General features: G+C 56.4%; 13 protein-coding genes. 6 read left to right on the forward strand and 7 right to left on the reverse strand.

Annotated features, from left to right (window positions below):
- Positions 1-19 precede the first annotated feature (19 nt).
- Positions 20-190, forward strand: a complete 171-nt coding sequence (locus FNY10_RS26890; RefSeq protein WP_227521270.1) for a YnfU family zinc-binding protein — start codon at positions 20-22, stop codon at positions 188-190.
- Positions 191-383: 193 nt separating this feature from the next.
- On the opposite strand, the gene cspA is transcribed toward FNY10_RS26890, so the two are convergent.
- The gene (gene cspA, locus FNY10_RS09985; protein WP_160704628.1) at positions 384-599 is read right to left on the reverse strand and encodes a cold-shock protein; all 216 of its coding nucleotides are present in this window, start codon (positions 597-599) and stop codon (positions 384-386) included.
- A 310-nt stretch (positions 600-909) separates the two neighbouring features.
- Here cspA and cspF point away from each other — a divergent pair, with 310 nt between their 5' ends.
- Entirely contained in the window at positions 910-1,122 is a 213-nt protein-coding gene (gene cspF, locus FNY10_RS09990) for a cold shock-like protein CspF (protein ID WP_100683625.1), read from the forward strand.
- A gap of 45 nt (positions 1,123-1,167) precedes the next feature.
- Here the strand turns inward: cspF and FNY10_RS09995 are convergent, their stop codons facing one another.
- Positions 1,168-2,040, reverse strand: a complete 873-nt coding sequence (locus tag FNY10_RS09995; protein WP_131047952.1) for a LysR family transcriptional regulator — start codon at positions 2,038-2,040, stop codon at positions 1,168-1,170.
- 106 nt (positions 2,041-2,146) lie between these two features.
- On the opposite strand from FNY10_RS09995, the gene budA reads away from it, so the two are divergent.
- The 3 genes from budA to FNY10_RS10010 are packed head-to-tail and all read left to right on the forward strand — an operon-like array spanning position 2,147 to position 5,410.
- On the forward strand, positions 2,147-2,926 hold the full coding sequence (gene budA, locus FNY10_RS10000; protein ID WP_131047951.1) for an acetolactate decarboxylase: 780 nt from the start codon (positions 2,147-2,149) through the stop codon (positions 2,924-2,926).
- A 10-nt stretch (positions 2,927-2,936) separates the two neighbouring features.
- Positions 2,937-4,616 (forward strand): acetolactate synthase AlsS, encoded by a 1,680-nt coding sequence (alsS, locus tag FNY10_RS10005; RefSeq protein WP_160704626.1) that lies wholly within the window; start codon positions 2,937-2,939, stop codon positions 4,614-4,616.
- A gap of 23 nt (positions 4,617-4,639) precedes the next feature.
- The gene (locus FNY10_RS10010) at positions 4,640-5,410 is read left to right on the forward strand and encodes a (S)-acetoin forming diacetyl reductase (protein ID WP_100683621.1); all 771 of its coding nucleotides are present in this window, start codon (positions 4,640-4,642) and stop codon (positions 5,408-5,410) included.
- 130 nt (positions 5,411-5,540) lie between these two features.
- Here FNY10_RS10010 and FNY10_RS10015 read toward each other — a convergent pair whose 3' ends face one another.
- The 5 genes from FNY10_RS10015 to FNY10_RS10035 all read right to left on the reverse strand — a co-directional run bounded on the left by FNY10_RS10015 (position 5,541) and on the right by FNY10_RS10035 (position 11,909).
- Positions 5,541-6,611, reverse strand: a complete 1,071-nt coding sequence (locus tag FNY10_RS10015; RefSeq protein WP_100683620.1) for an ABC transporter ATP-binding protein — start codon at positions 6,609-6,611, stop codon at positions 5,541-5,543.
- Positions 6,604-8,373 carry an ABC transporter permease subunit gene (locus FNY10_RS10020; RefSeq protein ID WP_160704624.1) on the reverse strand — a complete coding sequence of 590 codons (1,770 nt, stop codon included), beginning with the start codon at positions 8,371-8,373 and terminating at the stop codon, positions 6,604-6,606. Before FNY10_RS10020 ends, FNY10_RS10015 begins: the two co-directional genes overlap by 8 nt.
- A gap of 108 nt (positions 8,374-8,481) precedes the next feature.
- Positions 8,482-9,570, reverse strand: a complete 1,089-nt coding sequence (locus FNY10_RS10025) for an ABC transporter substrate-binding protein (RefSeq protein WP_131047947.1) — start codon at positions 9,568-9,570, stop codon at positions 8,482-8,484.
- 399 nt (positions 9,571-9,969) lie between these two features.
- Entirely contained in the window at positions 9,970-10,788 is an 819-nt protein-coding gene (locus FNY10_RS10030; protein WP_160704622.1) for a phytanoyl-CoA dioxygenase family protein, read from the reverse strand.
- Positions 10,789-10,994: 206 nt separating this feature from the next.
- Positions 10,995-11,909: a LysR family transcriptional regulator gene (locus tag FNY10_RS10035; protein ID WP_100683616.1), complete on the reverse strand. Its 915-nt coding sequence runs from the start codon at positions 11,907-11,909 to the stop codon at positions 10,995-10,997.
- Positions 11,910-12,409: 500 nt separating this feature from the next.
- Here FNY10_RS10035 and FNY10_RS10040 point away from each other — a divergent pair, with 500 nt between their 5' ends.
- On the forward strand, positions 12,410-13,930 hold the full coding sequence (locus tag FNY10_RS10040) for an amino acid ABC transporter permease/ATP-binding protein (RefSeq protein ID WP_131047943.1): 1,521 nt from the start codon (positions 12,410-12,412) through the stop codon (positions 13,928-13,930).
- The last annotated feature ends 4 nt before the right edge of the window (positions 13,931-13,934 follow it).

Here is a 13,934-nt window from a genome sequence, read left to right on the forward strand (position 1 = left end):
AAATCAGCCAGGAAATCCTATGTCAGACCGGAAAGATAGCAAAAACCGCCGTAATTATCTTGTAAAATGTACCTGCCCTCATTGCTCCCAGGATTCCGAACATAGCTTCAGCCGAGTACAAAAAGGCTCCCGGCTCATTTGCCCCTATTGCCACAAACTTTTCCAGACCACAGCAAAAAATGCGGCTTAATCGCCTGATGCCAGACGCTGATTAAATTATTCTTATCGCACTGAATGAATGACGCCATCGGCCATTATTTTCTGGCAAACAGAAAACCCGCACGCTGGCGGGTTTTAAATTTATGCTGCCTGTTATTTGGGTGAAGCGGTCTACTCAGGCTGCTGCCATCTTCGCTAGCGCCGGTCACCCACGTTCAGCATACTTATCCTAAGATGGAAACGTTTGTCGCCGCCGGGCCTTTCGCGCCACTGCCGACCACAAACTCGACCTTCTGCCCTTCAAACAGGGCGCGGAAATCTTCGTTTTGAATCGCAGAAAAGTGGACGAAAATATCCTTGCCGCCGTCGGCCGGCGTAATGAAGCCGAAGCCTTTATCTGCGTTAAACCATTTGACTAAACCAGTCATTTTATTCGACATTCAATATTCCTTTGTATGCGTCCTTAATCGCCAAACGGGTTTGCGCACGCAATCAACTTAACACTTAATGAAGGGACTCAAGGAAAGAGATATCAGCGATAACGCCTGGATATGAGAACGGCTTTAGTGAACTGCTTTGATGAACTTTTTTCTGTCTGACAAACCGACCAGACTATTAATGCACAGGGTATATTTATTAGCAAGGTTTATTTTTCCGGCGGTAAGAGTGCTCCGATAAAAAATAAAATCGATAGCTTTATTGTCCGATTAAGGTATAGTGCGACGGTACTTATTTTTACAAGGATTTTATTTGTTGCAAAAAATGACAGGCATTGTCAAAGCGTTTGATAATAAAACCGGCAAAGGCCTTATTATTCCCTCCGATGGTCGTAAAGACGTTCAGGTCCATATTTCCGCCTTATCCCCAGGTGAATCAGAAAACATTATCCCAGGTATTCGCGTTGAATTTCGCCGGGTCAACGGCCTGCGCGGTCCGACGGCGGCTAACGTCTACCTTGCATAGCCGCGCCCGACCCCGGATGACAGCCTCGAGAGCAGACCGGGGCAGCTAAAACATCTCCAGGAAACGTTTTACCGTTCGCGAACGTTCGAATCGCCGCCAGGCAATCGCAATATCCGTCGTCACCGGCGTCCCCGCCAGCGGGTGATAGATGACGTCAGGGTGTTGAATACAGGACATCGACTGCGGCACCAGCGCAAAACCGAATCCGGCGGCGACCATGCTTAAGGAGGAGGAGAGTTGCGAAGATTGCCTCGCCTGGCGCATATCGATGCCGGCGCGCAAACAGCTATTAAATACCTGCTCATACAGCCCCGGAGCCACCTCGCGCGGAAACAGAATCGGCGCGGTCTCCCGCAACTGTACCAGCGTCAGCATGGCCTCACCGGCAAGCGGGTGGTCGCGGTGAAGGGCGATAACCATCGGCTCCACATCGATAATCCGCAGGTTAAACGCTTTGCTGCTTTCGCACGGCAGACGCACAAAGGCAATATCCAGCTCCCCGTCCCCCAGCGCGCTCATCAGCGCCGCCATATTGCCCTCGACCTGGCGCAGGCTGACCGCCGGATAGCGGAGCTGAAACTGGCGCAGCAGCGCGAAAATTTGCGGATGAAAAGCATTAGAACTGGTGATGCCTAACGCCAGGCTTCCGTTCATCCCGCGGGCGATGCCTTTGGTCTTTTCCAGCGCCGCGTCGCTAAGAGCCAGGATCTGGCAGGCATCTTCATAAAACGATTCCCCCGCTTCCGTCAGCTCGATTCCCCGCGTCAGACGACGCAGCAGCGGTGTGCCAATTTCTCGCTCAAGCCGCTGAATCTGCTGACTTAATGGCGGTTGAGAAATACCGAGCTCCCGAGCGGCGCGGGTGAAATTCCGCGCCTCGGCCACGGCGACAAAATAGCGTAGATAACGAAGTTCCATATCAAAAACGTCTCAAACCAGCATGTTTTCTATATTGGAACTGAGAGCTGAATCGGGTCAACAATTATTTAATCTTTCTTATCTGTGTTGAACGAGGAAGTATCTGATGACCCATCCTTCTGCATGCACCTGCCAGCAGAGCCTGTGCGAAACCATACGCGGTTTTTCTGCCCGCCATCCTGATAGCGTTATCTATCAGACCTCTTTGATGAGCGCGCTCCTGAGCGGCGTCTATGAGGGCAATACCACCATCGCTGACCTGCTCACCCACGGCGACTTCGGTCTCGGAACCTTTAATGAACTTGACGGTGAGCTGATCGCCTTCAGCAGCGAAGTCTATCAGCTGCGCGCCGACGGCAGCGCGCGCAAAGCCCGCCCGGAGCAAAAAACGCCGTTCGCGGTGATGACCTGGTTTCGGCCGCAGTACCGCGTCAGCTTCGACCATCCGGTAAACCGCCAGCAGTTGCACGAGATAATCGACCAGCAGATCCCCTCCGACAATCTGTTCTGCGCCCTGCATATCGACGGCCATTTTCGCCACGCCCATACCCGGACCGTGCCCCGTCAGACCCCGCCCTACCGGGCGATGACCGATGTTCTCGACGACCAGCCGGTATTCCGCTTCAACCAGCGCAAAGGGATACTGGTCGGTTTTCGCACCCCGCAGCATATGCAGGGGATTAACGTCGCTGGCTATCACGAGCATTTCATCACCGACGATCGCCAGGGCGGCGGCCATCTGCTGGATTACCAACTCGATAACGGCGTACTGACCTTCGGCGAGATCCACAAGCTGCTGATTGACCTCCCGGCCGACAGCGCTTTTCTTCAGGCCGATTTGCATCCTGACAATCTCGACGCCGCCATTCGCGCGGTAGAAAACTAAGGAGCTTCATATGGACAATCAACGTCACGAACGCCAGTGGGCGCACGGCGCGGATATGGTAGTCAGTCAACTTGAGGCCCAGGGTGTACGCCAGGTCTTCGGTATCCCCGGCGCTAAAATAGATAAAGTCTTCGATTCGCTGCTCGACTCCAGCATCCGGATTATTCCCGTACGCCATGAAGCTAACGCCGCGTTTATGGCCGCAGCCGTCGGCCGCCTGACCGGTAAAGCGGGCGTCGCACTAGTCACCTCCGGCCCGGGCTGTTCGAATCTGATTACCGGCATGGCCACCGCGAACAGCGAAGGCGATCCGGTGGTGGCGCTGGGCGGCGCGGTTAAGCGCGCGGACAAGGCCAAGCTGGTCCATCAAAGCATGGATACCGTGGCGATGTTCAGCCCGGTGACCAAATACGCCGTTGAGGTGACCGCCTCCGACGCGCTGGCGGAAGTGGTCTCCAACGCCTTCCGCGCCGCTGAACAAGGACGCCCGGGCAGCGCCTTTATCAGCCTGCCGCAGGATGTTGTCGATCAACCCACCCACGGCGCGATTCTTCCGGCCGGCAACGCTCCGCAAATGGGCTCGGCCCCGGACGAGGCCATCGAGAAGGTCGCGCAGATGATAGCCGCCGCCAAAAACCCGGTGTTCCTGCTCGGACTGATGGCCAGCCAGCAGGAAAACAGCCGTGCCCTGCACCAGTTGCTGGAACAGAGCCATATTCCGGTCACCAGTACCTACCAGGCCGCCGGGGCGGTCAATCAGCAGCATTTCGCGCGCTTCGCCGGGCGGGTCGGACTGTTTAACAACCAGGCCGGCGACCGCCTGCTCCACCTCGCCGACCTGATCATCTGCATCGGCTACAGCCCGGTCGAATATGAACCGGCGATGTGGAACCTCGGCAATGCGACGCTGGTGCATATCGACGTGCTGCCCGCTTATGAAGAACGTAACTACACCCCGGATATCGAGCTGGTAGGCGATATCGCCGCGACGCTGAACAAACTGACCGGGCGCATCAGCCATAAGCTGGTGTTAACCCCGCAGGCGGCGGAGATCCTCACCGATCGCCAGCATCAGCGCGAGCTGCTCGACCGCCGCGGTGCGCAGCTTAATCAATTCGCCCTCCATCCGCTGCGCATCGTGCGGGCGATGCAGGATATCGTCAACAGCGATGTCACCCTCACCGTTGACATGGGCAGCTTCCATATCTGGATCGCCCGCTACCTGTACAGCTTCCGCGCCCGCCAGGTGATGATTTCCAACGGTCAGCAGACGATGGGCGTCGCGCTGCCGTGGGCAATCGGCGCGTGGCTGGTCAATCCGCAGCGCAAAGTGGTCTCGGTCTCCGGCGATGGCGGCTTCCTGCAATCCAGCATGGAGCTGGAGACCGCCGTCCGGCTGCGGGCCAATATCCTGCACATCATCTGGGTCGACAACGGTTACAACATGGTGGCGATTCAGGAACAGAAAAAATATCAGCGCCTCTCCGGCGTGGAGTTCGGCCCGGTTGATTTCAAAGCCTACGCCGAATCCTTCGGGGCCAAAGGCTTTTCGGTGGAGAGCGCCGACGCGCTGGAACCGACGCTGCGTGCCGCCATGGACGTCGATGGCCCGGCGGTGGTCGCCATTCCGGTCGACTATCGCGATAACCCTCTGCTGATGGGACAACTCCATCTCAGCCAAATACTTTGAGTCACTACAAAAAGGAAAACAACATGCAAAAAGTCGCCCTTGTCACCGGCGCCGCTCAGGGCATCGGTAAAGCTATCGCGCTGCGCCTGGTGAAAGACGGATTTGCCGTGGCTATTGCCGATTACAACGATACCGCGGCGCAAGCCGTGGCCGCCGAAATCAACCAGCACGGCGGCCGGGCGCTGGCGGTGAAGGTCGATGTCTCCCGCCGCGAACAGGTTTTTGCCGCCGTCGAACAGGCGCGTAAAACGCTGGGTGGTTTCGACGTTATCGTCAACAACGCCGGCATCGCCCCTTCAACGCCGATTGAAGAGATCGACGAGGAGACCATCGATAAGGTCTATAACATCAACGTCAAAGGCGTCATCTGGGGCATTCAGGCGGCCGTCGACGCCTTTAAAAAAGAGGGCCACGGCGGGAAAATCATCAACGCCTGTTCTCAGGCCGGACACGTCGGCAATCCGGAACTGGCGGTCTACAGCTCGAGTAAATTCGCCGTGCGCGGCCTGACCCAGACCGCCGCCCGCGACCTGGCGCCGCTGGGGATCACCGTTAACGGCTTCTGCCCGGGGATCGTCAAAACCCCGATGTGGGCAGAGATCGATCGTCAGATCTCGGAAGCGGCGGGCAAACCGCTGGGCTACGGGACCGCCGAGTTCGCCAAACGCATCACCCTGGGACGGCTGTCCGAGCCTGAAGATGTGGCGGCCTGCGTATCGTATCTGGCGAGCCCGGACTCCGACTATATGACCGGCCAGTCGCTGCTGATCGACGGCGGGATGGTTTTTAACTAATACCATGATGCTCTGACATGGTTTGCCCCTGCCGCGATGCAGGGGCTTTTTTATGCGCTTTTCCCGCCGTGCGGGCGATAAAGTGAGCAGACAGCGCAGACGGTTCACCGTCTGCTCAGAACCTGCCGCCTTACGCGCGCGGGAAAATCCACAGGTCGTTGGCCGGGAAGGTCAGGTGACAATGCTCCGTGTCGCGCAGCGATGAGCCATAGGCGCGAATGGCAAAATCGTCCCCCCGGGTACGGAACAGGTACTCCCAGCGATCGCCAAGATACATACTGGTTAGCAGCGGTAGCTCCAGCATATTATCCTGGGGCGTCGCCCCAAGGCGCAGACGCTCGACGCGGATCACCGCCGTCGCCTCCTCCCCGACGCTGACCCGACCGCCCGCCATCCCCCACAGCGCCCAACTGGCTCCTTCAATCCGCGCCCGTCCGTCCATTACGGCGGTAATCTTGCCGTGCAGGCGGTTATTGCTGCCCATGAACTCGGCGGCAAACAGGGTTGCCGGATTGCCATACATCTCCTGCGGCGTCCCCTGCTGTTCAATCACGCCATTGTTGAGCAGCAGGATACGGTCGGAAATCGCCATCGCTTCGTTCTGATCGTGCGTAACCATCAGCGCCGACAGCCCCAGTTTGATAATCAGCTCGCGCAGAAACACCCGCGCCTCTTCGCGTAATTTCGCATCAAGGTTCGACAGCGGTTCATCAAGCAGAATAACCGGCGGGTTGTAGACCAGCGCCCGGCCAATCGCCACGCGCTGCTGCTGGCCCCCCGATAGCTGATGCGGGTGCCGGTTGCCCAGATGCCCCAGCCCCAGCTGATCGAGCACCGCCTGCACCCGCTGTTTCATTTCGCCCGCGGCGACCTTACGCAGCCTGAGCGGGTAGGCGACATTCTCGAATACCGTTTTGTGCGGCCACAAGGCGTAGGACTGAAACACCAGCCCAAGATTGCGCGCCTCGGCCGGAATTTCGCTGCGCGGATTGCCGTCATAGACCGTATGTTTGCCGATGGCTATCCGCCCGCCGGTGGGTTTCTCCAGCCCGGCCACCGCGCGCAGCAAGGTGGTTTTCCCGCTGCCCGATGGCCCCAGTAGCGACACCACCTCTCCCCGCTTCAGCGTCATCGACACCCCTTTCAGCACCGGGTTGTCGCCATAGGTCAGATGCAGATTTTCTACTGATAATTCAATCATGTAATTTCACTCCAAAGCGCAGGGCGATACCCAGTCCGACCACCACCAGCAGGATATTGATAAACGAAAGCGCGGCGACAATATCGATGGCTCCCGCGGCCCACAGCGAGACCAGCATCGAACCAATGGTTTCCGTTCCCGGCGAAAGCAGATAGACGCCGGTGGAATACTCACGCTCAAAGATCAAAAACATCAGCAGCCAGGAGCCAATCAGGCCATAGCGCGACAGCGGCACCGTAACGTGGCGAGTGACCTGGCCCTGCGAGGCGCCGTTGCTGCGGGCGGCTTCCTCCAGCTCCGGCGCCACCTGGAGCAGGGTTGAGGAGATCAAGCGCAGCCCGTAGGCCATCCACACCACGGTGTAGGCCAGCCAGACGCTGAAAATGGTATTGCGCAGCGCCCGCAGCTGGACAATTAGATGTTCGCGCAGCCAGTCGGCCACCGGCAGCGCGGAGAGCCAGCCGTTTTTCAGCGACTGATCCAGCCACATCGGCAGGAACAGAAACACCCACAGGAATGCCAGTCCGGCCAACAGGCCCGGCACCGCGCGCGGAACCAGCACGCTGTAGTCGAGAAAGCGCGTGACATTATCCGCTTTGCGATGCATCGCAATGCCGACAAACAGATAGCAGAGAACCGCCAGCGCGCCGCCAAAAACACCGATGGCCATGGAGTTGACGATGGCCCGCAGCAGGTTCGGCTGCTGCCAGATATTACGGAAGGTCGCCAGCGACAGTTCATCCCACAGAGAAACCCCTACCCCCCAGTTGGAAATAAACGCCCGCATGGCGACGCCAATCAGCGGCACGCCAATGGTCACGGTCAGCCAGAAGACCACCACCCCGCCAGCAACCCAGCGCCACTTGCCGAGCGGTAGCGCACGTGCCTGCGACGCTTTGCCCTTCATGGTCACAAACCGATTGGCCGTGCGCATCAGGCGCCGCTGCAACATGACCAGCGGGATAGTGATACAGATAAGCACCACCGCCACCGCCGCCATCAGATGATAGGAGGGCGTCCCGAGCTTATTGGTGAGCTTATACAGGTAGGTGGCCAGCACCATGTTGCCTTCCGGGTCCCCCAGCACCAGCATCAGGCCAAACACTTCAAGGCCGAGGAAAAACAGCAGCACGCAGGCATAGAGAATCGACGGACGTACCATCGGCAGGCTGACCGAGGTCATCACCTGCAGCGGAGAGGCCCCCACCGTCCGCGCCGCCTCTTCGACATCCGAACCGACGCTACGCAGCGCGGACGAGATATAGAGATAGGCATGCGGAACGTGGGTCAGCCCGGCAATCACCACAATGCTGAACATCGAGTAGATATTCCACGGCACAAACCCCAGCAGTTGCTCTGCCCATTGCGAGAAAAAACCGACCGGCCCGGCGGCGACCACATAGCCAAACGCCAGTACCATGGGGGAAACAAAAATCGGCACCAGAATCAGCGGTTCAATAAACCGCCGTCCGGGCAAATCAGTACGCACCATTAAGAACGCGAGGATCCCGCCCAGCGGTATCGCAATCAGCACCAGCCCCACCGCCAGAATAAAACCGGACTTCAGCGCAAGATAAAAGTCGGGGTCGGTAAAAATAAACTCAAAGGCCCCCAGACTGAATTCTTTACTGCGGGCAAAAAACGGGGCGGAAAGAAAACTCTGCACCACGATAAATAACAGCGGGATATAAATCACTAATGCCGTTATCACTACCACGATACCGCGCGGTAGCCCCTGCCATTTTCTGCGTATTACATTCATAGCGTATCCCTTTGGTCAGGCGCGGAGTACAAACCAGACGGGTGTTGAAAACCGGGAATACCCGGCACGAAAAGACGGCGCATCCGATGATACGCCGCCTGGCGGCTATTATTTTGCGGCAGCGGTACGCCATTGTTTGATAAATTCCAGCCGTTTCTTCGGTTGCAGATATTCCAGCAACGTTTCATCGACCGGAATCGGTTTCAACGCGTTACCCAACATTTTGGTCATGCCGTCGATATCATTTTTGCCTTCGATATCGTTACGAATAGAGGGAATATCCGCCTGGTTGGCCAGAATGCTCTGTCCTTTTTCCGACAGCAGATAATCGAACCACAGTCTGGCGGCGTTCGGATGCGCGGATTCCTGAGAAATAAACGAGACCCGCGACAACACCAGCACATAATCTTTGGGATAGGAAATTCCCAATGATGGATCGGTTTTCGCCCGCGCCTCGGCGTAGGAGCCAAGAATGTTATAGCCCAACAGATTTTCACCCGAGGAGACCCTCTCCATCATGGTGCCGGTTGAGGACTGCACGGTCAGACCGCCTTTCGCCATCCCGGCCAGATTGGCGAAATAGTTGGCGTCGGCTTTGCTGTCCTGTACCGCCAGCATGAAGCCCAGCCCCGATTTCTCAATATCGTAGGTGGTCACTTTGCCTTTGAATTTATCCGCCTGCGCGGTGACCAGTTTTGCCAGCGCGGTGTGCGAATCCGGGACATCCCCCTGCGGGATTAAGCGTTTGTTATAGATAAAAACCACCGGTTCGTAGGTGGTGCCATAGGCTTTTTGCTGCCAGACCGCCCATTTCGGCAGTTTGCTCAACTCAGGAGAGGCGTACTGTTCGGCATAATCCGTCGCCAGTTTTAGCGCCGTATCCATCGATGAACTCCAGACCACATCGCCGCTCCCGCCGCCCGCCGCCTGCTCGCTGATATAGCGGTTATAGAGTTCGGTACTGTTCATGTCGTTATATTCAACGTTGATCCCAGGGTACTGCGCCTCAAACCCTTTAATTAACGGGCCCGCGGCTTTGGTGTCCGTCGTCGAATAGATGACGACTTTGCCCTCTTTCACCCCGGCATCCACCACTTTTTGATAATCAGCCGGGTAACCCTGGGGTAATTCTGCCAGAACGGAACAGGAGAAGACTGTCGTCAGTGAAACCACTAAACCACCAATTTTCCTATACATAAATCCAACCTTTAATTATCATTTATTAAACACAAATTTAACATATAGCGAGACATCAGGACGTTGCAATGACGGGGGGTGTTTTTTTCCGGCTTTTGTGACGCTGGCTTAATTTAAATAAACTGGCGGCCACCGCGGTCAAAAAAGAATAAGGCGAACAATATTTTCCCGCGCCGGGAGACAAAATATTAAGACAGCCTTAAGCGTCAGATGAGATGTTGATAAAACGGGGGCCGCCCTTCGCCAAAATTGAATGGCGGCAGGCCAGCATAGGCCTGCCGGAGGGCAATTTTCTGCCGTTTAATGACGCGGCAGGAAATAATAGTGACGGTCTGACAGAGGAAAAGATGGTCGGGCAAATTCAGGTCCGTATGCAGACGAAGCGGTGATTCGTCAACATTATTCTCGCGGCCAGACCCGGGGAAACAGCGGCGAGAGCAGCGGCTCGCCATCTTTCAGCGTCAGTTCCGGAAACGGTGGCGAGGTCACGCCGCCGCGATCGGCGAAGGTGGCGTCATCCCCGACCCAGCGAGCGGAGAAGACCCGCCGCGCACGCGCGGTCGCATTGCCCCGCGCGCCGTGCAGCGTCCGGTAATGAAAGGCGACCGCATCTCCCGGTTCCAGCGCCCAGCTGACAATATCGTAATCATCCTGACAGGCATCAATATCCGGCAGCTCTTTAAAACGGTCGTGCGCGTAGAGCTTTGAGCCGTTAAAACGGGTCGGGCTGTACTCGTCGCCCCAGCGATGGGAACCGCGGATGCAGCGCAGCGAGATTGCTTCCGCCACCGGGTCCAGCGGGATCCAGAAGCTGACGTTTTGCTGCCCGTCGACACAATAATAGGGCTGATCGTGGTGCCACGGCGTCACCGTGCTGCCGCCGGGCGGTTTCACCAGCGTATGTTCATGGAAAAATGTGGCCGTCTGCGATCGCATCAGCGCAGCGGCGATTTCCGCCGCCGGCGAATGCAGGACAAAGCGCGCAAAGTCGGGGATGCGCGACCAGTTGCAATAATCCTGGAAAAACGGGGCGGAGCCATCTTTCGGCACAACCGTACGGGCATGGCCATACTCGCTGGGGCTGGCCATCAGCTCCGCGACGCCGGCCGCCAGGCTTTCAATCCATGGCGTAAACACCCCCTTTAGCAACACGACGCCATCCGTCTGATAGCTGTCGATGGTCTGCGAATCGATATTCGGGACACGCTGATTTTGCATAGCTAATCTTCCTGTATGGAGAGATGATGCGGCTGAAGGTGACCCAGACAGGCCCGCTATTTAGCCACCGAGGATCGAACCTACACAGGTTATTTAATTACCTGTCGCGGGTAAATTATTATAAAACGAGTCGCTGAATAGAAAATTACGAGCCTTAGTGGCAGGAGCAGGAGAAATAAGCCTGCGGCAGTCACAGGCTTATTTATTCAACAATGCGCGGGAGTTAATTCAATACTGCGGCAATAGTCCATAAACAGTTGTGTGGGCCGGGTCGGTTCATTATTGGCAAGATGCGCCATAATTAATGTCGACGCGGGCATCTCATCTTCAATATCTAACTGCACCAGCCTCTCGCCGTCATAGGTCATATCGCACAATGGCCTGGTGACTAATACCGAAAACCCCAGTCCCTGTCCCACCATACAGCGCACCATTTCGATGGAGGGTGAACTGTAGGCGACTTCAGGGTGATAGCCCTTCTCTTTAAATATGGTGATAAAATAATTCTTGCTGGGCACCGCATCGAGCAAAATCATCGGTTCATGACTGAGCTCCTGCAAAGTCACGCTATTTTTCTGCGCTAACGGATGGCTGGCCGGCAGCAGCGCATAGGGTTTATGCGGCGCATTCAGCATCTCTTTATTGATTGAATGGCCTAATTCCAGATCATAGACCAGCGCCAGATCGAAACGCCCGCGATGCAGACCGTGCATTAACTCATGCTGCTCACCGTCATACAGCTGCAGGGTGATATCGGGATACATTTTTTTAAACCCGGCGACCAGCTTTGGCATGTACAGCGGCGCCACGGATTCGAAGCAGCCGACGGAAATCGTCCCGGAAACCAGCTCTTTATCGGCGCGGGAGTTTTGTTCAAACTCATAGGAGAGCCGCAGCAGCTCTTTGGCCTTGTCATAAAAACGCCTGCCGCAGGAGGTCAGCGAGACGCCCTGGGCGTGATGGCGAATAAACAGCTGCTGCTCAAATGTGCTTTCAAGGTTTTTAATCGCAATCGAGATCGACGGCTGAGCAATATGAAGCTGCCGGGAGGCTTCAGCGATACTCTCGGTCTCTACAACGGTGACGAAGTATTTAAGTTGTTTGAGCGTGAATCGCGTCATGGCCCCACCCTTTACGAAATATTGTCGCGAGCGAAAACGGTATAGTTTTCTGATATGCAGTCTGCAAGCATCGTGCCATTTCCCCCTCAGCGCCACGCTTTCTTCGCCGGGCAAATGATTTATTTAGCATCCTGACGAAGTCAAAATGCTGACGCTGCCGCCGCATCCGTTTAATTGCACCAGACCGCATCACGTTGCACCAAATTAATTCTTTGCGCGCCCCAACATGGCACAATTCTGGATTTAATCGCCCGTTCCGTTATCCCCTGTGCGTAATTGTTTTTTTAATGTTTAGTTCTTGTTTCGCACTCATTGCTTTAAATTTATTGAAATTAATCCACCTGTATAGTTTTTTTAAACTTAAAGACCAAAAATTTACTAATTGCCTCGCAACGAAAACTGCCAGCATAGTGTTATTGCAAGATAAAGCCTGGCGATGCCCCATTTTTGATCATCGGTATCGCATTCATTTCCGTTAATTATGGCGAGTGAAATAACCCATGACGTTTAACTGGAACTACATGTTAAGTCTGCTCAGCGATGCAGATTTTTGGCAGGCCACCTGGACCGTCATTAAATTAAGTCTGCTGACCTGGGGTTGCAGTATTGTGCTGGGATTTGTTCTCGCCCTTGCCAAGCAGTCGCCGCGCAAACTTTTTCATCTTCCGGCGCGCTTCTATATCTGGCTGTTCCGCAGCCTGCCGCTGCTGGTGCTGCTGATATTCGTCTATAACCTGCCCCAGGCGGTGCCGTCCTCAGCGCCCTTGCTCAACGACCCGTTCTGGGCCGGCCTGCTGGCGATGGTACTCAGTGAAGCGGCCTACGTCGCCGAAATCCACCGCGGCGGCCTGCTCTCGATAGCGAAAGGCCAGAGCGAAGCCGCCCGGGCGCTGGGACTGCGCTATGCCGGTACCCAATGGCGGGTGATTATTCCCCAGGCGCTGCGCGTCGCCCTGCCCGCGCTGGCCAACGAATACATTGCCATCGTCAAGCTCAGCTCGTTGGTGTCGGTTATCTCCCTGACCGAGATTTTGATGGTCGGTCAGCGTCTTTACTCGCAGAACTTCCTGGTGATGGAGACCATGGCCGCCGTCGCCTTCTACTACGTGCTGATCGTCACCGTCTTCGACTTCCTGCTCAAACGCCTGGAGAGCTACCTCGATGTCACCCGGCGGAAAGTCACCCGCCCCATCGACAGCGAGATGCTGCGGCTGGCGACGCAAACGCGCCCGGCAATCGTGCGCAGCGTGGTCGACAACCCGTCCCCGGCGCTGCAGGCGTCAAAACTGCACAAAGCCTATAACAACGTGGAAGTGCTTGGAGCCGTCAGCCTGCAAATTCAGCCAGGCGAGGTGGTCTCGGTGATTGGCCCTTCCGGTTCCGGGAAAACCACGCTGATTCGCCTGCTCAACGGACTTGAGCAGATCGACAACGGCGAGATTCGCATCAACGGCCAGCCGTTTATTCACCTCGATCGCCAGGGGGCGCAGAAACCGCGCTTTATGGAAAACGCGCAGTACCGCCTCAACATCGGCATGGTTTTCCAGAGTTTTAACCTGTTCCCCCATCTGACGGTTTTCGGCAACCTGCTGCTGGCACCGCGCTACCATCGGCTGGCCCCGGAAGCCGAACTGAAGCAGCAGGCCTGCGAATTGCTGCATAAGGTCGGCATGCTGGAGCACGCGTGGAAATACCCGCACCAGCTTTCCGGCGGCCAGCAGCAGCGCGTGGCCATTGCCCGGGCCCTGATGATGCGACCGCAGATCATGCTGTTTGATGAACCCACCTCGGCGCTTGACCCGGAAAAGGTCAATGAAGTGCTCCAGGTTATCGAGTCGCTGGCCCACGAAGGCATCACGATGGTCATCGTGACCCACGAAATGAACTTTGCCTTCAAAGTCTCTGACCGGATTGTGTTTATGGAAAAAGGACGCGTGGTGTGCGACGACACGCCGCAGGCGATGCGCGACGGCAACCACCCGCGCGTTGACGCCTTTCTGAAGGATGTCTCCCTGGCTTAACTCT

This window comes from Klebsiella sp. Lac1 (assembly GCF_009825425.1).
GTDB lineage: Bacteria > Pseudomonadota > Gammaproteobacteria > Enterobacterales > Enterobacteriaceae > Klebsiella > Klebsiella electrica.

Excerpts from the sequence above, each read along its gene's own strand:
- FNY10_RS10035 (WP_100683616.1), bottom strand. The coding sequence starts at position 11,909 with ATGACGCGATTCACGCTCAAACAACTTAAATACTTCGTCACCGTTGTA.
- alsS (WP_160704626.1), top strand. The coding sequence starts at position 2,937 with ATGGACAATCAACGTCACGAACGCCAGTGGGCGCACGGCGCGGATATG.
- cspA (WP_160704628.1), bottom strand. The coding sequence starts at position 599 with ATGTCGAATAAAATGACTGGTTTAGTCAAATGGTTTAACGCAGATAAA.
- FNY10_RS10015 (WP_100683620.1), bottom strand. The coding sequence starts at position 6,611 with ATGATTGAATTATCAGTAGAAAATCTGCATCTGACCTATGGCGACAAC.
- FNY10_RS10040 (WP_131047943.1), top strand. The coding sequence starts at position 12,410 with ATGACGTTTAACTGGAACTACATGTTAAGTCTGCTCAGCGATGCAGAT.
- FNY10_RS10025 (WP_131047947.1), bottom strand. The coding sequence starts at position 9,570 with ATGTATAGGAAAATTGGTGGTTTAGTGGTTTCACTGACGACAGTCTTC.
- budA (WP_131047951.1), top strand. The coding sequence starts at position 2,147 with ATGACCCATCCTTCTGCATGCACCTGCCAGCAGAGCCTGTGCGAAACC.
- FNY10_RS09995 (WP_131047952.1), bottom strand. The coding sequence starts at position 2,040 with ATGGAACTTCGTTATCTACGCTATTTTGTCGCCGTGGCCGAGGCGCGG.
- FNY10_RS10020 (WP_160704624.1), bottom strand. The coding sequence starts at position 8,373 with ATGAATGTAATACGCAGAAAATGGCAGGGGCTACCGCGCGGTATCGTG.
- FNY10_RS26890 (WP_227521270.1), top strand. The coding sequence starts at position 20 with ATGTCAGACCGGAAAGATAGCAAAAACCGCCGTAATTATCTTGTAAAA.
- FNY10_RS10030 (WP_160704622.1), bottom strand. The coding sequence starts at position 10,788 with ATGCAAAATCAGCGTGTCCCGAATATCGATTCGCAGACCATCGACAGC.
- FNY10_RS10010 (WP_100683621.1), top strand. The coding sequence starts at position 4,640 with ATGCAAAAAGTCGCCCTTGTCACCGGCGCCGCTCAGGGCATCGGTAAA.